Here is an 18,689-nt window from a genome sequence, read left to right on the forward strand (position 1 = left end):
TGCTTGTACGAAGGCCGCGAGTTCGCGGGGCCGCTGGGCGACGACGGCCGTGGCCCGCGAGCGACTTTCCTCCCGGCGGTGATCCGGTGAGCGACCTCCTCTTCCGAGGCGGCAGGGTGTTCCTCGCCGCCGACGCCTTCGCCGAGGCGGTGCTGGTCAGGGACGGCCGGATCAGCGCCGTGGGCGGGGAGGCCGACCTCGCACGGCTGGCGGCCCCCGGCCACGAGACCGTGGACCTCGGCGGCGGCCTGCTGACCCCCGGTTTCACCGACGCCCACATCCACCCGGTTCAGGCGGGGCTGGAACGGGCCAAGTGCGACCTGGCCGAGGTGTACGGCCTGCCGGAGTACCTGGAGCGGATCGCCGCCTACGCCGGATCCCATCCCGGCCACGCGTGGATCGACGGCGGCGGCTGGGACATGGCGGCCTTCCCCGGCGGCCTCCCCCACCGCTCGCAGATCGACTTCCTCGATCGGCCCGTCTACCTGATCCAGCGCGACCACCACGCCGCCTGGGTGAACACCCGGGCGCTGGAGATCGCCGGGATCACCCGCGACACCCCCGACCCCGCCGACGGCAGGATCGAACGCGACGCCGACGGCACGCCGAGCGGGGTACTGCACGAGGGCGCGATGGACCTGGTGGGCCTGCTCACCCCGCGTCCCACCGCCCAGGACCGGACCGACGCGCTGCTGGAGGCCCAGCGGTACCTGTTCTCCCAGGGCGTCACCGGCTGGCAGGACGCCATCGTCGGCTCCTACGCCGGCTCCGTCGACCACCTGTCCACCTACGTCTCGGCCGCGGCCTCGGGGCTGCTGAAGGCCCGGGTCGTGGGCGCGCTCTGGTGGGACCGCACGCGCGGAGCCGAGCAGATCCCCGAGCTCCTGAAGCGCCGTGAGTCGGCCGAGGGCCTGGAGCGTTTCCAGGCCACGTCGGTGAAGATCATGCAGGACGGCATCACCGAGAACTTCACCGCCGCGGTGATCGAGCCCTACTGCCGCTGCGGCGGGACCGGCCTGTCCTACATCGATCCCGTGGAGCTGAACAAGCACGTCGCCGAGCTGGACCGGCACGGCTTCCAGGTGCACTTCCACGCGATCGGCGAGCGGGCCGTCCGCGAGGCGCTGGACAGCCTGGAGGGCAGCGACCCGGCCAACCGGCACCACATCGCGCACCTGCAGATCATCGAGCCCTCCGACGTGCCGCGCTTCAACCGGCTCGGCGTCACCGCCAACCTGCAGCCGCTCTGGGCCACCCACCACGCCCAGATGGACGAGCTGACCATCCCGTTCCTGGGCGACGAGCGGTCCTCCTGGCAGTATCCGTTCGCCGACCTGCTGCACGCCGGCACCCGTTTCTGCGCGGGCAGCGACTGGCCGGTCTCCAGCGCGGACCCGATCCAGGGCATGCACGTGGCCGTGAACCGCACCGAGCCGGGCGGCTCGGTGCACGCGGGCTACCCGACGGCGCAGATCCCGTTCCTGCCCGGCCAGAAGCTGGACCTGGCCACCGCGCTGACGGCGTACACCGCGGGGTCGGCCTGGATCAACCGCGACGACGACGCGGGAACCGTCATCCCCGGCAACCGCGCCGACCTGGTCGTCCTGGACCGCGACCCGTTCGCCGAGCCCCAGGCCGACATCTGGCGGACGAAGGTCGCCATGACCTTCGTCGGCGGCCAGGAGGTCTACCACCGCTGAACGAGCGGGGCCCGTCTCACGACGGGCCCGCTCTCGCCGTACGCCGCCGGGCGCCGCTCATCGGCCGGCGGCGTACGGCCTGCTCCGCACCGGCCACGCCCTGCTCACCGACCTGTAGTGTCTCGTCCGTGAGACCCGGACCGTCGCGGTGGCCTCCCCCGCGATTCCTCCGGCCCGCCTCGGGACATCGGGTGTCTCCGTCCGCGCCGATCACCTGATGACCGAGGGAGCACGCCGTGAACGATCTGCCCATCTGTGTCACCTGCGGGGTCCAGTACGCCGGCCCGCGGGAGAACTGCCCGATCTGCGATGACGAACGCCAGTACGTCGGCTGGGAGGGCCAGCGGTGGACCTCCCTCGACGAGCTGCGCCGTACCGGGCACAGGACAAAAATCGCCGAGGAGGGCGCCGGGGTGGTCGGGGTCGGCACCGACCCCGCCACGGCCATCGGGCAGCGCGCGCTGCTGGTCCGCACGCCCGCGGGCAACGTGCTGTGGGACATGGTCACCCATCTCGACGACGACGTGATCAGGCAGGTCACGGAGCTCGGCGGGATCGACGCCATCGCGATCAGCCATCCGCACTTCTACGGCTCGATGGTCGAGTGGGCGCACGTCTTCGACGCACCGGTCTACATCCACGCGGCCGACCGCCCGTGGGTGGCCCGCCCCGACGAGTCCGTCGTGTTCTGGGAGGGCGACACCCACGAGATCCGCGAGGGGCTGACACTGATCAACGCGGGCGTGCACTTCGACGGCGGCCAGGTGATGCACTGGCGCGACGGCGAGGAGGGCCGGGGCGCCCTGTTCTCCGGCGACATCCTCCAGGTGGTGGCGGACCGCCGCTGGGTCGGCTTCATGTACAGCTACCCGAACCTCATCCCCGAACGTCCCCGCACGGTCCGCCGGGCCCTGTCGCTGCTGGAGCCCTACCCCTTCGAACGCGTCTACGGCGGCTGGTGGAACCGGGTCGTGCACACCGGCGGCGCCGAGGCCGTCCGCCGCTCCGCCGACCGCTACCTGGCCTTCGCCCTGGACGACTCCCGGCAAGAACGCCCCCCGGCGCCGCCTCAGAAGTAGTTCGGGGTGAGGTCGGTCGTCGGCCACGAGGTCACCGCGCCGGCCGCCTGACCGAGGAGCGGGTCGATCACATCGAAGTCGAGCGACCCCTCCTCCTCGCGGCGGTTGAACACGGCGCAGTAGGAGACGCCGCTGCTCAGCCGGGCCAGGAAGGAGAACGTGCCGGGCATCGACCCGTTGTGCCAGGTGTTGATGCCGCTGCCCGCGGTCCGGACCCACCAGCCGCCGCCGTACCAGGACCCGTTGCCGTTGACCCCGGTCTCGGGCTTGGCGAACACCTTGGCGATCGAGGCCGCGTTCAGCACCGGGCCCGCGGCGTCGAAGACCTCGGCGAACTTCAGCAGGTCGACCGCCGAGGCCGTCCAGCCGCCGTTGGCGTCCTGGTTGGGCATGTTGAAACCGCCGTAGGGGTACGGCACGACGGTGCCCGACCCGTCCATCACGGATTTATTGGTGTACTTCGAGACGTAGCCGACCTCGCTGGGGAAACGCTCCGTCTTGAGACTGCGGCCGAGCCGCATCCTGCTGATCCCGACCGGGGCGAGGAGCTTCTGCTTGACGTACGACTCGTAGCTCTGGCCGGAGACCTTCTCGATGATCCGGCCGAGCAGCATGTAGCCGTAGTTGCTGTAGACCATCTTGGAGCCGGGGGTGAAGTCGAGGGGACGGGCCGTGGAGTAACGCATGATGTCCGCGTGATCGATCGGCAGTGGCACGTCGAGCGCCGCGGAGATCGTGTGGTCCATCCAGAGCCGGTCCGGTGAGACGCTCGTGTCCCAGCCGCCCAGGTGCTGCATCAGGCGGAGCACGGTCACCTGCTGCAGCCGGGGATCGGCCGCCGCGGACAGGCCCAGCAGCGTGGTGACCGGGGCGGACAGGCTGAGCTTGCCGTCCTGGACCAAGCGCATGATCGCGGCCGACGTGATGTGCTTGCTCAGGCTCGCGATGCGGAACAGCGAGGTCGGCTGCACGTGCGACATGATCGACGGGCCGCTCGTACTGGTGCTGGACAGGTAGAGACCGTAGCCACGCGCCAGCAGGAGCTTGCCCTTCCGCGCGACCGCGAGCTGCGCGCAGCTGATCTCGCGCTCCGTGATGTATTTCTGCATCATGGTGTCGAAGCCCTTCAGCGCCACGGGAACCGTCCCGCTGACCAGGGCTGTCGCGGCAGCTCGCGCGGGCCCCGCACCCAGGACGAGGGCGGGGACGGCCCCGGCTCCCGCCTGAAGAAGACGACGGCGCGTAAGTCCGGTCTTGTCTGCTGTCACTGCCGACCCCCAAGTCACATATGTGGCACGAAGCCCCACATATTACGGACATACCTTTCTTATCGCATGGTCCCGCTTGAAACCGGACCGGCTCCGGCCTCCGCGGGCACCGGTCGGCCGGGTGGCCACACGGACGGACTCGCGATCGGGGCCGGAGCGCTCATCCTCGATGTCCGCCGGACGAGGCCGGGCCGGCGGCCGGGATCACCCCAGATCCGCGGCGGGGGTCAGGGGCGCGGCCGGCGTCGTCACAGGCTGGGCCACGGGCTGGGCCGCGGCCTCCGCGTCGGACACCGAGCGCGTCGTGACGGTCCGGGAGACGACGGCGACGGCGACGACGCACAGGACGGCGGATGTGCAGAACACGGCGGGCAGCCCGGCGGCCGCGCCGAGGAACCCTCCGGCCGCCGAGCCCAGGGGCATGGCCCCCATGCCGATCAACCTGTTGGTCGCGTTGACGCGGCCGAGCAGCTCATCCGGGACGAGCCGCTGCCTCAGCGAGACCACGAGGACGTTGGAGACGGCGCTGGTCAGGCCGAGGACCACCGCGGCGACGCCGATGGCGGCGACGGTGGGAAGGAGGACGGGCACGAGCAGGAAAACGCCGTTGACCAGGTTGGCGGCGATCAGCACCCGCACCTGACCGGCATGCCGCGCCAGGCGTTCGGCCAGCAGGGAACCCGTCACCGCCCCGAGGGCCAGCATCGCCGCGAGAACCCCGTAGCCGCTGGGCGAGAGCCCCACCCGCGACTCCTCACCGACGACCCACAGGATGAAGACCGCGAAGTAGGCCGCGTTCGCGAAGTTGAGCACGCCCGCGAAGACGGAGAGCGCACGCAGGACCCGGTGGTTCCACAGATAGCGCAGGCCGTCGGCGATGTCGGAGCGCAGGGGACGCGTGGACGGGTTCTCGACGCGGAAACGCCCGCGCATGCCGAGCAGGGCGAGCCCCGACACCGCGTAGAGCAGGGCGGGCGCCCCCACCGTGACGGCGGCGCCGAATCCGATGAGGAGGCCGGCCAGCGGTGCCCCGAGGAAGTTGTTGCCGATCGTCTGCACCGCGATGAGCTTGCCGTTGGCGCCGGAGAGTTCCTCACGCGGCACCGCCATCGGCAGCACGGACTGCGCCGAGGTGTCGGCGAAGACCTCGGCGATGCCGATCAGGAACGCTCCGGCCAGCAGCACCGGCAGGCTCAGCACTCCCAGCCACGCGGCCAGGGCCACCGCGGCCAGCACACCCGCACGCGTCCAGTTGGCCGTGACCATGATCCGCCGCCGGTCGTGCCGGTCGGCGAGCGCGCCCGCGTGCAGCGTCAACAGCAGCCACGGCAGCGATGCCGCCGCGCTGACCAGCGAGATCAGCAGCGGCGAGCGCGTCAGGGTCACCGCGATGAGTGACACGCCGACGACCGCGACGCCGTCTGCGACGTTGGACAGGCCCGAGGCCGTCCACAACCAGCGGAAAGATCGTCCCATCGCCATGCCTCCGGTATCGTGTAAAGGAAAGTATGCAAACGTTCCTTTGCAAAGATACGGATGCACATGACGAATGACAAGTCCAACGACCTCGGCGCCTCGGCGCTCAAGGGGCTCGCCCACCCCGTACGGCTCCGCCTGCTGGAGCTGCTCGACCACCACGGCCCCGCGACGGCGACCCAGCTCGCCGCCCAGACCGGCGAGAACACCGGCTCGACGAGCTACCACCTGCGCATACTCGCCCGGCACGGACTCATCGAGGACGTTCCGGAGCGCGGCAAGGGCAAGGAGCGCTGGTGGCGCAGCCGCGCTTACGGCTTCGACGGTGACCGGTTCCGCCGCGACCCGAAGACCGCTGACGCCGCCGAGTTCCTGCTCTCGGACATGATTCGCCAGCGAGGTACCGAGCTCACCCGCTGGATGGAGGAGTCACGGACCACCTCCCGGCCGTGGATCGAGGCCGGGGCCCACAATCACACGGCGCTGCGCCTCACCCGGGAGGAACTCGCCGACCTGACGCGGGAGGTCTTACAGGTCCTGGACGCGCATCATCGGAAGGTCAGGGGACGGGACGAGGAGACACCGGACACCGCCCGTGTCATCGTCCACTTCGACGCCTTCCCCGTCGGCCTCGGGGAGCAGGACTCACCCGAATGACGTACGGCCCCGCCTCGCGTGAGGAAGGCCGCCGTCTCGCATGAGGAAGACGGCGGCCGTACCCCTCCGGGAGGTCTCACCGCGGACACGATCGCGCCCGGACACTTCCGCGGGCGTCCGCCTCCGGCCCGAGAACCGGAGCACCGGCCGCCCGCGTCGCGGCGGCCGTGCCGGTCGTCAGTAGACGTACGGCCAGCCGCCGGAGTCCCAGCCGAGCAGGTTGATGCCGAGCCGGGCGGAGCCGTTGTCGGCGTAGTAGTGATAGACGAGAACGTCGCCGTCGGAATCGGACAGCACGGCGTTGTGCCCGGGACCGTGAACACCGCCGTGGCCCGCGAGGATCTCCGTTCCCCCACCCGATGTCATCCGGGTCCCGTTGCGGTCGGCGAACGGACCCGTGATCGACGTCGAACGGCCGACCATGGTGCGGTAGGTGCTCTGGGCGCCCCTGCAGCACAGGTCGAAGGAGACGAACAGGTAGTGGTAACCGCCGTGCCGGTAGATGAACGGCGCCTCGACCGCGCCGGAGGCGGTGGTCCGCTGCGCCAGGGCGCGGACGGCGGTGTCGGAGGTCGACCTCCTGCCCGTCGCGGGGTCGAGCCGGATCATCTTGATGCCGGACCAGAAGGAGCCGAAGGACAGCCACCACCCGTTCTGGGCGTCGACGACGAGGTTGGGGTCGATGGCGTTGTAGCCGCTGCCGGAGGTGGTCTCGATGATCATCCCCTGGTTCGTCCAGGACCCCGAGGCCCCGGTCGTGCTGGTGGCCAGGAAGATCGCCGAGTGGGACGACCCGAAGCTGGAGGCCGAGTAGTACAGGTAGTACCGGCCGTTGCGGTAGGAGATGTCGGGCGCCCACAGGTTGCGGCTCCCGCCGGTGTAGGCGGTGGTCCAGGGCGCCCCGTTCGGCCAGACGACCCCGGCGTTGCGGAAGGCCGTCCGATCGGTGGACGTCTTGATGCCGAGACCGTCGGCGGTGTGGACCAGGAGATAGCGGCCGTCGGGGGTCTTCACCATCGAGGGGTCGTGGACCAGGACGTCCCCGGTGACCCGTCCGGGTCCCGGATACTCCGCGAGCGAGGCGCCGGCGGCGGAACTCCGGGCGGTGGCCGCTCCGCCGGAGCCCCCTGCCGCGAACGCGGACTCCGCGCCGCCGGACCCCTGAGTGACGGTCGCCGCCGGAGGGCCGGGGGCGGCCGTCGCGGATCGCGGGATTCCCAGCGTCGCGACGGCGAGCACGCACGCCACGATCAGTCCTCGGCTGGGGCGTTTCATGTCATCACATCCCGATCTCGACAGGGTGGAGATGTCCCCTCCTGCGGCCGGGTGGGGGGTGGACCGGCCGCAGGGCTCAGCGGGCGCCGTGATGACGGAAGCGGCGGTCAGACCAGGATCCGCGAGCACCACCGGCTTGCCATGTTTTGTAACATCGACTAACAATGTTTCTTAACATGGAGTTGCGTTGCATGTAACGAACTGACTGCACGCTATGGAAAGCGCTTACTTGCGTCAACCCTCTCCGGGCGATCTCCCCGGACAGGTGCCTGTCGCCGCGCTCCGGCCTGCGATACCCGCCGTACACCCGAGCCTCCGACCGTGAAACTTTCACCCGGCGCGGCGGACACTCCGATCAGGGCCGTGACCGCCAGGCCACTCCACGCCTGCGCGTGCTTCCGGGTGGCGGGGTCGGGCAGCGTCACAGGCTCCCCACGGCGGACGTCGAGATCGAGATCCGGCCGGGTCCGCAGCGGGGAGGGCGCCCGGCCCTTCCCGATCTCCGTGAATCAGACAGGAGGCGACGGCCGGTCGCCCGCCGCCTCCTACCGGGGGCTGAGCAGGTCTTCCATGCCGATCCTGCGGTAGAACTCGGCGCGGATCCGGTCGCCGACGGCGTTGACCACCTCGGCGCCGTCGTCGGCCGGGTCGACGTGAACGCGAAACGGCCGCCTGCCGTGCGGCAGGTCCACGATCCGCACGATCGCCTCGGCCACCTCCGCGACGTCGGCGTCAGGTGGGGCGAGCGCCGCCAGACGCCGCCCCACCTGGTCGAGCAGTCCCGCGTAGTGCTCTTCGTAGGCATCGGCCGTCTTCTTGTCCGCCGGGTGCCCGGCGTGCAGGAAGTGGTTGGTCCCCGAGGTGAACGAGCCGGGCACGACGATCGAGGTCTCGATGCCGAAGCGGGCCAGCTCCGCGGCATAGCCGACCGCGAGTGAGTCCATCGCGGCCTTGGCCGCGAAGTAGGGCCCGAGGTAGGGCGGGGTTCCGCCCCTGGCGCTGGAGCTGGAGTTCCACACCAGCAGGCCCTGCCCCCTGCCACGCAGGTGCGGCAGGGCCGCCCTGTTGACCCGCTGGGTGCCCAGTACGTTGACGTCGTAGACGTGGGCGATCTCCTCGGGGGTGAAGGCCTCCGTGGGACCGAGCACCATGTGCCCGGCGTTGTGCACGATCACGTCGACGCGTCCGTGCTCGGCGATGATCGCGGCCACCGCGGCGTCCGCCGACTCCTGGGACAGGACGTCCAGCTCGATCGTGCGCAGGTCGACGCCGTGCTCGGCGGCGTAGGCGGCCGCCTCGGCGACGTGGGACGCGCCACGGCCCTCGGTCTGGCGCATGCTCGCGTAGACGGTGTGCCCGGCATCGGCCAGGGCCCGCGCCGTGAGCGCGCCGAACCCGCTGGACGCGCCGGTGATAAGGATGACCTTGTTCATGCCCGGCCCCTCAGATGATTCCGCCGTTGACCAGCAGCACCTGTCCGTTGACCCAGCGGGCCGGACCCGCGAGGAAGGCCACGACCTCGGCGATGTCCGCGGGCTGCCCCAGCCGCTCCAGCGGCGGCTGGGCCGCCAGCCTGGCGATGGCCTCCTCGGTGTTGGCCCCCAGGAAGAGGTCGGTGGCGGTGGGCCCGGGTGCGACGGTGTTGACCGTGATGTCCCTGCCGCGCAGCTCGCGGGCCAGGATGAGGGTCATTCCCTCGACGGCACTTTTGGATGCGTTGTAGGCGCTGTAGCCGGGGTGGGCCAGTTTTGTGACCGAGGTCGAGAAGGTGATCAGGGCGCCTCCCCGGCGCAGGCGGCGGGCGGCCTGCTGGGCCACGACGAAGGCGCCGCGCATGTTGACCCGCATCACACGGTCCAGCACGTTCAGGTCGAGATCGACGAGCGGGGTGCCCGGAGTCATGACACCGGCCGCGTTGACGACGACGTCGACGCCGCCGAAGGCCTCCTCTGCGGCGTCGAAGAGCGCGGCGACCGCCACCTCGTCGCTGACGTCGGCCCGGATGGCGAGCGCCTGCCCGCCCTTCGCGATGACCTCTTCGGCGGCCGACCGGCCCTCGGCGTCGTTGCTCGCGTAGTTGACCACGACGGCGTACCCGTCGGCGGCGAGCCGGCTCACGACCTGGCGGCCGATCCCCCGCGAGCCTCCGGTGACGATGGCGACGCGAGCTGTTGTAGCGCTCATGGTGAGGTGCTCCTTCGCAAATATGTGTACGCTATGTACATATACATGATTATGAACACAGTGTCCATATAACCCCTGGAGGTAGACGGTGACGCAGTCCACGGAGCCGGCCCGCCGCGGGCGCGGGCGCCGCCCGGCCGACGAGGTGCGCCGCGAGGTCCTGCGAGCGGCAGGCGAGCTCCTGCTCGCGGAGGGGATGGCCTCCTTCACCATCGAGAAGGTCGCGGCCCTCGCGGGCGCGAGCAGGGTGACGCTCCACAAGTGGTGGCCGTCCAAGGGGGCGTTGGCACTCGACGGCTACTTCAGCGTCGTCGGCCCCACCCTGGCCTTCCCCGACACCGGCGACCTCGCCGCCGACCTCACCGCGCAGCTGCGGGCGTTCGTCCACCTGATGATTGATACCCAGGCCGGGCGCGTCATGCCCGAGCTCATCGGCCAGGGCCAGACCGACCCCGAGCTCATGGCCGCCTTTCGTGAGCGCTATTCGGCCCCACGCAGAGCGCTCGCCGTCGAGATCCTGGAGCGGGCCGGACGGCGCGGCGAACTCCGTGAGGGCCTCGACCTCGAAGTGGTCGTCGACCAGCTCTGGGGCGCCTGCTACCACCGGCTCCTCATCCCCGACCTGCCGCTGACCGACGAGTTCGCCGAGGCTCTCGTCAGGAACCTGCTGAACGGGATCAGACGCCCCTGAGCGGCCGTCGAACGGTGCCGGACGGCCCAGCGCCCCGGCCCCGGTTCGTGATCTTCATGCATCCGGAGCCGTCTCCGGCCACCGGCCCGGCGTCGGATCGGGGCCGTGGGCGGGTGCCGATCACGTACTACGGCATCGCGGGTTCGTCGACCGAGAAGACCTCACCGTTGCCGGGCACTCCGACGCCGCGCCAGGAGAAGGGAACTCCGTGGGCCACGTCCAGGTCAGGGTTGTCCATCAGCTGGAAGTGCACATGCGGTTCGGTGGAGTTGCCGGAGTTTCCGCAGCGGGCCAGCAGTTGGCCCGCGCGGACCCGGTCACCCTCGCGGACGGCCAGCGAACCGCGCTGGAGGTGGGCGTACATGGCGTACGTTCCCTCGCCCAGGTCGATGACGACGTGGTTGCCGACGACCTGGCCGGGGCCGCCCATCTCACGGAACATCCCCTCGACGAGTAGGTAGAGCAGAGCCGGAAACGAGTTGCGGCTGAGGTGGTCGCGGTTGCGGTCGACGGCACGTACGACGGTGGCGTCGGCGACAGCCAGGAGCGGGGCGCCGAAGGCCGGGAAGTCGCGGTTGCGGCGGACGACGGGCCACCAGCCGAAGCCGGGACGGGCTCGGCCCTCCGGTTCCGCCGTGATGTCGATGGCGTACGCCTGGCCGTAGACGCGGGTGCCGTGACTGGGGACCTTGTCAGCCGGGCTGTTGAGAGCCGACCAGCGACCGGTGACCGGTGGGTCGACCTCGACGGCCGGCGGAGTGCCGGGCGAGGCGGGTCTCCTGTTCAGCACGATCGGCAGGACCACCGCCAACCCCAGCGGGATCCAGCCCCACCACCGGGAGAAGTCGAAGAAGTATCCCGCCACGAGTTGCGCGAAGAACACCACCAGGCAGCAGCGGAACAGAACCATGGATATTTTGCGCATGAGCACCCCCAGGTAATCGTGTGCCGATCAGGTTCAGGGTCGAGACGCGGCCAGCGCCACCAGCAACGGGACCACCCGTCCCGGAGGGACCTCGTAGCGGCCTCGACCCGCGGTGTGCAGCCAGCCCGCGGACGTCAGTTGACGCAGGTGGTGGTAGACCTGACCGGTGGTGCCGAGGCCGTCGAGCGCGGCCAGGTCGGCGACGGCGCGACGTCCGCCGAGGATCTCCCGGAGCAGGCGCATCCGTACGGCATGCCCCAGTGCCGCGAAGGACTCCGCGGCGTCCGACCAATCCTCATCAAGGAGGGCGCCGGCGGGCAGTGCCTGCTGCCACTCGTATCGTTCGTTCGTCGGCAGCCGGACCGCCCCGGCGAACAGAACGCCACCGTCGGCGGCTTCACTCTCGGCGAGTTTCGCCTTCAGACCTTCCAGGGCCCAGAAGTCGGTGTCCTCCGGGGGGACCGCGCGACTCCCCTCGCGGTCCACCCCCTCAAGCGCCTCAATCCGGCGTTCCAACGCGGCTACGCGTTCCTCAAGCTTCATCTTTTTATTTTACGTAATTACGTACAAACGTCAAAAAGCGTGAAAACGGGGCTGATGGCTTGGCGCGGAAGGAGCCTGCACGCTGGATCGCGCACCACGCCCGCGCCGGCCATGGCAAGCGACCCACCCCAGGTCACGGCCCCGCCCTCATCCGTCGAGGCCCTTATCCGCTGAGATCCTCGGCGAGGTCGTCCGCCCTCCGCGCCCCGCGATGCCCATGCGAATCGGCACCCGACGTCCCGGCTCGCGTGACGGGGCGTGCTCGGCGAAACCCCGCGCCGGGATGGCCGTCGGACCGGTCGTCCGCCAGGCGGCCGCCTCCTCGAACTCCATCCACGGGTGGAGAGAAGAATCTCCACCGCCGCACCGATCCGCTCTGAGCTGCGCCTTTCTATCGTCTGACGCATGGACCCGATACAGATCGCAGCCCTCACCCTCGTCCTGACCGTCTTCGTTCTCTACCGCCAGATGAAGACCCGGCTCGTCTCCGGACACGGTCTTCGCTACACCGCCATAGCCATGATCGCGATAGGCCTTCTCTCCGGGGGGCTCATCGACACGCGCCACCCTGTTCTCAGCGTGACGTTGCTGATCGTGGAGGCCGCCCTGGCCGTGGCCTTCGGCGTCGTGCGCGCCGCGACCGTACGGGTCTGGCGGGATGAGACGGGAGCGGCGTGGTCCAGGGCCACCGGCTGGACCCTGGTGGGCTGGCTGGCCTCACTCGCCACGCGCGTCGCCCTGCTCGGCGTCGGCCCCGCCCTCGGCCTCGACCTCGCCTTCGCCCCCACCGCCCTGCTGTTCTTCGTCGGCCTGACCATCGGCGCCCAGTCGCTCTTCGTCGCCCGGCGTGCCCGCGCCCTGCCGCTCTCCCCCTCCCCCGTCACCCCGGTCGGCTCGTGATCGCCTCCCAGGTCCCCGCCCCCGTACGGCCACGCCCGCTCACGGCCGTCGTTCACCGCTCCCCCGACCCCGGCGTCGCCGTACGGCGAGCGGCCCGAAGCGGGAGGCCACCCGCCTTCTCGGTATCTTTCTGACATGACCGCGATCCGCCCGAAAGCCGTGATCATCCCGGTCATTGCACGTCTGGTGGCAATCACGGTATTCGCCGTGGCCCAGGTCGAACAGGAGCTCGGCTCCACCTCGGCCAGGCGCGGGCTTCTCATCGCGGGCCTGGTCGTGATCATCGTCGGTGCTCTGGCGCTCGCCCCCCTGCGCCGGGCGCACGAGGTGCGGCCCCCGGTCACGATCCTGGGGATTCCGGTCAGGCTCGGCGCCGCCGTGGCGGCCTCGATCGGGCTTTTGGCCGTCTCCCCTGACGGTAGCCCCGCCATCACCGCCCTGCTCATCGCCGTCGGAGTCGCGGCCTTCAGGTATCCGCTCGTTCGCGCGCTTCCGGTCGGGCTTCTCGCCCTGGCCGGTCTGCTGATGGTCGGCGTGGCCGATCGCCGCTGGGACCAGGAGCTCAGCCTCGGTTTCAGCGTCTGCTTGGTCTTCCTGGCCGTCCACTCGATCCGGCAGCGCAGGGCGGTCAGGAACGCCGAGGAGAGGGAGGCCGTGCTCGCCGAGCGGGCGCGGATCGCCAGGGAGATCCATGACATCCTGGCCCACTCCCTGTCCGCGCAGATCGTCCACCTGGAGGGCGCGCGCCTGCTGCTGCAGGCCGAACGGTCCGGGGAAGCCCTTGACCGGGTCGAGCGCGCCAGAGAACTGGCCAAGACCGGCCTGGAGGAGGCCCGCAGAGCGGTGTCCGCGCTGCGCGAGGACAGCCCACCGCTGCCCGTGGCGCTCAGGACACTGGCCGAGGAGTTCCGCTCCACGAACGGCCAGGCGTGCGTGCTCACCGTGACGGGCCCCGAGCGCCGCCTGACCCCCGAGGCCGAACTGACGATGATCCGTACCGCGCAGGAGGCTCTCACCAACGTCGGCCGCCACGCCCCCGGGGCGCCCGCGGCCGTACGGCTGAGCTTCGAGGACGGGGCGTGTGAGCTGGAGGTGACCAATCCCGCCGGTGACGGCCCCGGAACGCCGGGCGGAGGATACGGACTCGTGGGAATGGCGGAACGGGCCGAGTTGCTCGGCGGAGTCCTGGAGGCCGGAGAACGGGACGGAGGATTCCGGGTCCGGCTGAGACTGCCGGTGACGGTTGACCCCGCACCGGGGAAAGGCGCCGTCATGGCCGGTGGCCGGACCTCGCCCGGGCGGCCCGCATGACCGCCCGGGTGCTCGTGGTCGACGACCAGACGGTCGTGCGCGAAGGGCTCACCTTGCTGCTCGGACTGCTGCCGGGCATCGAGGTGGTCGGTTCGGCGGGTGACGGCGAAGCCGCGCTGCGGCTGATCGAAGCAGAGCGCCCGGACGTGGTCCTGATGGACCTGCGGATGCCCAGAATGGACGGCGTCGAGGCCACCAGGCGGATCCGCGCCGCGTATCCGGACACTCAGGTCGTCGTCCTGACCACCTACTCCGACGACGAGTCGGTGTTCGCCGCCCTCCAGGCCGGGGCCAGGGGCTTCCTCACCAAAAGCGCCGGCGCGGAGGAGATCTCCCGGGCCGTCGCCACCGTGATGAGGGGCGACGCCCAACTGGATCCCACGGTCCAGCGCCGTCTCCTGGAGACCATGACCCCGCCCGCCTCATCCGGCCGGGGCCGGGAGCAGAGGCAGCGGAAGGGCGATCCGCCCGACGGCCTGACCAGGCGGGAGACCGAGGTCCTGCGTCTCATCGCCCAGGGCCACTCCAACGCCGAGATCTCCGCCGTCCTGTTCATCAGCGAGGCCACGGTCAAGACCCACATCAACAACCTCTTCGCCAAGATCGGGGTCCGCGACCGCGCCCAGGCCGTCACCTACGCCTATCGCCGCGGCATCGCCGACACCTGAGACCGACCGGCCCGCGCGAACCACCTCACCACCGGGCCCGACCGGCCCGAGCGAACCACCTCACCACCGTGACCGACCGGCCCGCGCAGATCATCTCACCACCGGGTCCGACCGGCCCGAGCAGGTCGCGTCTCCGTCTGGAGCCGATCTCGACGGACCCGGCACGGACATACGGAAGGCCCCCGTGGACGAGTTCCACGGGGGCCCTGCGAGCTTGGCCGTACCTAGTAGATCGGGCGCGAGGAGGAGCGCAGGCGCTCCAGTGCCTCAGCCAGAATCTGAGCGCCGTCCTTGTCGCTACGACGCTCCTTCACATAGGCGAGGTGCGTCTTGTACGGCTCGTTACGCGGCGGCGCGGGCGGGTTGGCCTCGTCCTGACCGGCAGGGAGACCACACCGGGGGCAGTCCCAGAATTCCGGGACGGCCGCGTCGCTGGCGAAACTGGGACGCGTCTCATGCATGTTCGCGCACCAGAAGGGGACCCTTACACGGGGAGCCGCCTCGCCGCGCTCCGCCTCCCCCATAGGGCCGGCGCCGACACGGCTGCCACGGATCGCGTTGCCACTACCCACGGATGAACTCCTTGCTCGATGGCCCCTCCGCTCAGGATGGATGCGGGGGGCTGAACCACTGTCACGCCTGTCGAAGCCGGGTCAGGGCCTCAGGAGCAGGCCCAGCGCGATGATGCAGACAAACCAGACCACACCAGTGATGATCGTGAGGCGGTCGAGGTTGCGCTCCACCACGGAAGAACCTCCGAACGACGACGAGAAACCGCCACCGAAGAGGTCCGACAGACCGCCGCCCTTGCCCTTGTGGAGCAGGACGAGCAGCATCATCAGCAAGCTCGACAACATGAGGGCGATGGAAATTCCGATTGTCACGGTTGACCTGTTCCCTATTTCGCGCGGCCCGCGTCCGGGCGCGACCCTTGTTATGACGCCTACGGCGTGACGATTCAAACTTGCTCTACGAGGGTATGACCTGTTGTCAAGTCACACCCCCCGAATAGCCGAGTCAGGCAGATATTTCGCCAAAACGACAGATCTTGACGAACTCTCCCGGGTCGAGGCTCGCGCCACCGACCAGGACACCGTCGACATCAGTCTGAGCCATGATGCCTGCGATGTTGTCAGACTTGACCGATCCACCGTAAAGGATACGGACAGCGGCGGCCACCTCGCCGTCATACAGCTCGGCGAGTCGGGCACGCAATGCGCCGCAGACCTCCTGAGCGTCGGCCGGAGTGGCCACCTCACCGGTACCGATCGCCCAGACCGGCTCATAGGCGAGCACAATGGACGCGGCCTGCTCGGCCGTGACCTTGTGGAGCGCGCCGTCGAGCTGGGAGACGGTGTAGGCCACCTGGCCGCCGGCCTGGCGGATCGCCAGCCCCTCCCCCACGCACAGGATCGGCGTGAGCGAGTTGCGGTAGGCGGCCTGCACCTTCGCGTTGACGAGGTCGTCGTCTTCGTGGTGATACTGCCGCCGCTCCGAGTGCCCGGCCAGGACGAAGGTGCAGCCGAGCTTGGCGAGCATCGCCCCGGAGACGTCTCCGGTGTAGGCGCCGCCGTCGTGCTGCGACAGGTCCTGCCCGCCGTACTCGATCCGCAGCTTGTCGCCGTCGATCAGGGTCTGCACGCTGCGCAGATCCGTGAACGGCGGGAGCACCGCCACCTCGACCCTGTCGAAGTCCTTGTCGTTCAGTCCGAACGCCAGCTTCTGGGTGGTGATGATGGCCTCAAGATGGTTGAGGTTCATCTTCCAGTTACCGGCGATGAGCGGCTTGCGCACCTATTCCTCCAAGGCGACGAGTCCGGGCAGGGTCTTGCCCTCCAGGTATTCCAGACTGGCACCGCCACCGGTGGAGATGTGCGAGAACCCGTCCTCGGGCAGACCGAGCCGTCGCACCGCGGCGGCGGAGTCTCCCCCGCCGACGACCGTGAACGCCTCCGCTCGGATCAACGCCTCGGCGATCGCGCGTGTTCCGTCCGAGAACGCCTCGAATTCGAAGACGCCCATCGGGCCGTTCCAGAACACGGTCTTGGCGTCGGCCAGCTTGCTCGCGAACAACTCGCGGGTTCGCGGGCCGATGTCGAGACCCTCCCTGTCGGCCGGGATCGCGGTGGCGTCGACCACCTCGTACTCGGCGTCCTCGGCGAAGTGCGTGGCCGCCAGCACGTCGACCGGGAGGACGAGCTCCACGCCGCGCTTGACCGCCTCGGAGAGGAAGCCCCGCACCTGGTCGAGCTGGTCCTTCTGGAGAAGCGACTGCCCGACCTCGTAGCCCTGGGCCGCCAGGAAGGTGTAGGCCATGCCTCCTCCGATGAGGAGCCGGTCGACCTTGCCGAGCAGGTTGCCGATGACGCCGAGCTTGTCGGAGACCTTGGCGCCGCCCAGCACCACGACGTACGGCCTGGCGGGTTCGTCGGTCAGCTTCTTCAGCACCGCGACCTCGGCCAGGACCAGCCTGCCCGCGGCGTGCGGCAGGAGCTTCGGCACGTCGTAGACGCTGGCGTGCTTGCGGTGCACCGCGCCGAAGCCGTCGCCGACGTAGACGTCGCCGAAGGCGGCCAGTTTCGCCGCGAACTCCGCGCGCTCGGCGTCGTCCTTGGACTCCTCGCCCGGCTCGAAGCGCAGGTTCTCCAGCAGGGCCACCTGGCCGCCCTGCAGGGCCCCCACGACGGCCTGGGCCGAATCCCCGATGACATCGGTCGCGAAGGCGATCTCGGCGCCCAGGAGCTCACCCAGCCGCTTGGCGACGGGGGCGAGGGAGTACTTCGGGTTCGGCTGCCCCTTGGGGCGTCCCAGGTGCGCCATGACGACCACCCGGGCGCCCTTGCCGACGAGCTCCTCGATCATCGGCACCGAGGCGCGGATCCGGCCGTCGTCGGTGATGACGTCCCCTTCGAGGGGGACGTTGAGGTCGGCGCGCAGGAGAACGCGCCGGCCGTCCACGTCGAACTCGGAGATGTCCTTCATCAGAGGTCTGCGCCGACCAGCTCGATGAGATCGGCGAGACGGTTGGAGTAACCCCACTCGTTGTCGTACCAGCCGATGACCTTGACCTGGTTGCCGATCACCTTGGTGAGGCCGGCGTCGAAGATGCAGGACGACGGGTCGGTGACGATGTCGCTGGAGACGATCGGGTCCTCGGTGTAGCTGAGGTAGCCCTTGAGGTAACCCTCGGCCGCGGCCTTGAGCGCGGCGTTGACCTCGTCGACCGTGGTCTCGCGGCCGACCTCGACGGTGAGGTCGGTGGCGGAGCCGGTGGGGATCGGCACGCGCAGCGCGAAGCCGTCGAGCTTGCCCTTGAGCTCGGGCAGCACCAGGCCGATGGCCTTGGCCGCGCCGGTGGAGGTCGGCACGATGTTGATCGCGGCGGCGCGGGCGCGGCGCAGGTCCGAGTGGGGGCCGTCCTGCAGGTTCTGGTCCTGCGTGTAGGCGTGGATCGTGGTCATCAGACCCTTCTCGATACCGAAGGTGTCATGGATGACCTTGGCCATCGGCGCCAGGCAGTTGGTGGTGCAGGACGCGTTGGAGATGATCGTGTGGTTGGCCGGGTCGTACTTGTCGTGGTTGACGCCCATCACGATGGTGACGTCCTCGTTCTTGGCCGGAGCCGAGATGATGACCTTCTTGGCACCGTTCTCGGCGTGCGTCCTGGCCTTGTTGGCGTCGGTGAAGAAGCCCGTCGACTCCACCACGACGTCGACGCCCAGGTCGCCCCAGGGCAGCTTGGCGGGGTCGCGCTCGGCGAATGCCTTGATCGCCTTGCCGTCCACGATGATCTCGTCGGCGGTGCTCTTCACCTCGTACGGCAGGCGGCCGAGAATGCTGTCGTACTTGAGCAGGTGGGCGAGCGTGGCGTTGTCGGTCAGGTCGTTGACGGCAACGATCTCGATGTCCTTGCCGCTGGCAGCGACCGCACGCCAGAAGTTACGGCCGATACGGCCAAATCCGTTGACGCCTACGCGGATGCTCACGTGCAGATCTCCTCGTACGTCGATGC

At 69.7% G+C, this 18,689-nt stretch carries 19 protein-coding genes; 7 read left to right on the top strand and 12 right to left on the bottom strand.

Annotated elements, in window-relative coordinates; translation table 11 throughout:
• Positions 1-86: 86 nt before the first annotated feature.
• Positions 87-1,700 carry an amidohydrolase gene (locus J2853_RS18900; protein WP_307559726.1) on the top strand — a complete coding sequence of 538 codons (1,614 nt, stop codon included), beginning with the start codon at positions 87-89 and terminating at the stop codon, positions 1,698-1,700.
• A gap of 236 nt (positions 1,701-1,936) precedes the next feature.
• On the top strand, positions 1,937-2,779 hold the full coding sequence (locus J2853_RS18905; RefSeq protein ID WP_307559728.1) for an MBL fold metallo-hydrolase: 843 nt from the start codon (positions 1,937-1,939) through the stop codon (positions 2,777-2,779).
• On the opposite strand, the gene J2853_RS18910 is transcribed toward J2853_RS18905, so the two are convergent.
• A complete protein-coding gene (locus J2853_RS18910; RefSeq protein WP_307559730.1) occupies positions 2,770-4,047 on the bottom strand; it encodes a serine hydrolase domain-containing protein in 1,278 nt (425 codons plus the stop codon). The two genes, J2853_RS18905 and J2853_RS18910, sit on opposite strands and share 10 nt — an antisense overlap.
• Before the next feature lie 204 nt (positions 4,048-4,251).
• Positions 4,252-5,523, bottom strand: coding sequence for an MFS transporter (locus J2853_RS18915; protein ID WP_307559732.1), 1,272 nt, complete (start codon positions 5,521-5,523; stop codon positions 4,252-4,254).
• A gap of 66 nt (positions 5,524-5,589) precedes the next feature.
• Between J2853_RS18915 and J2853_RS18920 the strand changes: the two genes are divergently transcribed.
• Positions 5,590-6,180, top strand: coding sequence for an ArsR/SmtB family transcription factor (locus tag J2853_RS18920; RefSeq protein ID WP_307559734.1), 591 nt, complete (start codon positions 5,590-5,592; stop codon positions 6,178-6,180).
• Positions 6,181-6,357: 177 nt separating this feature from the next.
• Here J2853_RS18920 and J2853_RS18925 read toward each other — a convergent pair whose 3' ends face one another.
• The 3 genes from J2853_RS18925 to J2853_RS18935 all read right to left on the bottom strand — a co-directional run bounded on the left by J2853_RS18925 (position 6,358) and on the right by J2853_RS18935 (position 9,639).
• A complete protein-coding gene (locus tag J2853_RS18925) occupies positions 6,358-7,455 on the bottom strand; it encodes an arabinan endo-1,5-alpha-L-arabinosidase (protein ID WP_307559736.1) in 1,098 nt (365 codons plus the stop codon).
• A 545-nt stretch (positions 7,456-8,000) separates the two neighbouring features.
• Entirely contained in the window at positions 8,001-8,888 is an 888-nt protein-coding gene (locus tag J2853_RS18930) for an SDR family oxidoreductase (protein WP_307559738.1), read from the bottom strand.
• Positions 8,889-8,898: 10 nt separating this feature from the next.
• The gene (locus J2853_RS18935) at positions 8,899-9,639 is read right to left on the bottom strand and encodes an SDR family oxidoreductase (RefSeq protein WP_307559740.1); all 741 of its coding nucleotides are present in this window, start codon (positions 9,637-9,639) and stop codon (positions 8,899-8,901) included.
• A gap of 88 nt (positions 9,640-9,727) precedes the next feature.
• On the opposite strand from J2853_RS18935, the gene J2853_RS18940 reads away from it, so the two are divergent.
• Positions 9,728-10,330, top strand: coding sequence for a TetR/AcrR family transcriptional regulator (locus J2853_RS18940; protein ID WP_307559742.1), 603 nt, complete (start codon positions 9,728-9,730; stop codon positions 10,328-10,330).
• Between the two features lie 127 nt (positions 10,331-10,457).
• Here the strand turns inward: J2853_RS18940 and J2853_RS18945 are convergent, their stop codons facing one another.
• Together J2853_RS18945 and J2853_RS18950 are read right to left on the bottom strand one after the other, a co-directional pair.
• Complete coding sequence (locus tag J2853_RS18945) at positions 10,458-11,255, bottom strand: M23 family metallopeptidase (protein ID WP_307559744.1); 798 nt, start codon at positions 11,253-11,255, stop codon at positions 10,458-10,460.
• Between the two features lie 33 nt (positions 11,256-11,288).
• Positions 11,289-11,798, bottom strand: coding sequence for an ArsR/SmtB family transcription factor (locus J2853_RS18950; RefSeq protein WP_307559746.1), 510 nt, complete (start codon positions 11,796-11,798; stop codon positions 11,289-11,291).
• 405 nt (positions 11,799-12,203) lie between these two features.
• Between J2853_RS18950 and J2853_RS18955 the strand changes: the two genes are divergently transcribed.
• The 3 genes from J2853_RS18955 to J2853_RS18965 all read left to right on the top strand — a co-directional run bounded on the left by J2853_RS18955 (position 12,204) and on the right by J2853_RS18965 (position 14,677).
• A complete protein-coding gene (locus J2853_RS18955; RefSeq protein ID WP_307559748.1) occupies positions 12,204-12,698 on the top strand; it encodes a hypothetical protein in 495 nt (164 codons plus the stop codon).
• 135 nt (positions 12,699-12,833) lie between these two features.
• A complete protein-coding gene (locus J2853_RS18960) occupies positions 12,834-14,009 on the top strand; it encodes a sensor histidine kinase (protein WP_307559750.1) in 1,176 nt (391 codons plus the stop codon).
• The gene (locus J2853_RS18965; RefSeq protein ID WP_307559751.1) at positions 14,006-14,677 is read left to right on the top strand and encodes a response regulator transcription factor; all 672 of its coding nucleotides are present in this window, start codon (positions 14,006-14,008) and stop codon (positions 14,675-14,677) included. The genes J2853_RS18960 and J2853_RS18965 overlap by 4 nt, the downstream gene beginning before the upstream one ends.
• 224 nt (positions 14,678-14,901) lie before the next feature.
• Here the strand turns inward: J2853_RS18965 and J2853_RS18970 are convergent, their stop codons facing one another.
• The 5 genes from J2853_RS18970 to gap form a co-directional block, all read right to left on the bottom strand.
• Positions 14,902-15,249 (bottom strand): RNA polymerase-binding protein RbpA, encoded by a 348-nt coding sequence (locus J2853_RS18970; RefSeq protein ID WP_012892502.1) that lies wholly within the window; start codon positions 15,247-15,249, stop codon positions 14,902-14,904.
• 81 nt (positions 15,250-15,330) lie between these two features.
• Positions 15,331-15,561, bottom strand: a complete 231-nt coding sequence (gene secG / locus J2853_RS18975) for a preprotein translocase subunit SecG (protein ID WP_089212697.1) — start codon at positions 15,559-15,561, stop codon at positions 15,331-15,333.
• 133 nt (positions 15,562-15,694) lie between these two features.
• Complete coding sequence (gene tpiA, locus J2853_RS18980) at positions 15,695-16,471, bottom strand: triose-phosphate isomerase (RefSeq protein WP_307559753.1); 777 nt, start codon at positions 16,469-16,471, stop codon at positions 15,695-15,697.
• A complete protein-coding gene (locus J2853_RS18985) occupies positions 16,472-17,659 on the bottom strand; it encodes a phosphoglycerate kinase (protein ID WP_307559755.1) in 1,188 nt (395 codons plus the stop codon).
• Positions 17,659-18,663 (bottom strand): type I glyceraldehyde-3-phosphate dehydrogenase, encoded by a 1,005-nt coding sequence (gene gap / locus J2853_RS18990; RefSeq protein ID WP_307559757.1) that lies wholly within the window; start codon positions 18,661-18,663, stop codon positions 17,659-17,661. The genes J2853_RS18985 and gap overlap by 1 nt, the downstream gene beginning before the upstream one ends.
• Positions 18,664-18,689: the final 26 nt, after the last annotated feature.

This window comes from Streptosporangium lutulentum (assembly GCF_030811455.1).
Taxonomy (GTDB): Bacteria; Actinomycetota; Actinomycetes; order Streptosporangiales; family Streptosporangiaceae; genus Streptosporangium; species Streptosporangium lutulentum.

Bases quoted from the DNA above. Each gene is read 5' to 3' on its own strand.
- J2853_RS18955 (WP_307559748.1), top strand. From the start codon at position 12,204: ATGGACCCGATACAGATCGCAGCCCTCACCCTCGTCCTGACCGTCTTC.
- J2853_RS18950 (WP_307559746.1), bottom strand. From the start codon at position 11,798: ATGAAGCTTGAGGAACGCGTAGCCGCGTTGGAACGCCGGATTGAGGCG.
- J2853_RS18965 (WP_307559751.1), top strand. From the start codon at position 14,006: ATGACCGCCCGGGTGCTCGTGGTCGACGACCAGACGGTCGTGCGCGAA.
- J2853_RS18915 (WP_307559732.1), bottom strand. From the start codon at position 5,523: ATGGGACGATCTTTCCGCTGGTTGTGGACGGCCTCGGGCCTGTCCAAC.
- J2853_RS18960 (WP_307559750.1), top strand. From the start codon at position 12,834: ATGACCGCGATCCGCCCGAAAGCCGTGATCATCCCGGTCATTGCACGT.
- J2853_RS18935 (WP_307559740.1), bottom strand. From the start codon at position 9,639: ATGAGCGCTACAACAGCTCGCGTCGCCATCGTCACCGGAGGCTCGCGG.
- J2853_RS18925 (WP_307559736.1), bottom strand. From the start codon at position 7,455: ATGAAACGCCCCAGCCGAGGACTGATCGTGGCGTGCGTGCTCGCCGTC.
- J2853_RS18945 (WP_307559744.1), bottom strand. From the start codon at position 11,255: ATGCGCAAAATATCCATGGTTCTGTTCCGCTGCTGCCTGGTGGTGTTC.
- J2853_RS18930 (WP_307559738.1), bottom strand. From the start codon at position 8,888: ATGAACAAGGTCATCCTTATCACCGGCGCGTCCAGCGGGTTCGGCGCG.
- J2853_RS18920 (WP_307559734.1), top strand. From the start codon at position 5,590: ATGACGAATGACAAGTCCAACGACCTCGGCGCCTCGGCGCTCAAGGGG.
- J2853_RS18985 (WP_307559755.1), bottom strand. From the start codon at position 17,659: ATGAAGGACATCTCCGAGTTCGACGTGGACGGCCGGCGCGTTCTCCTG.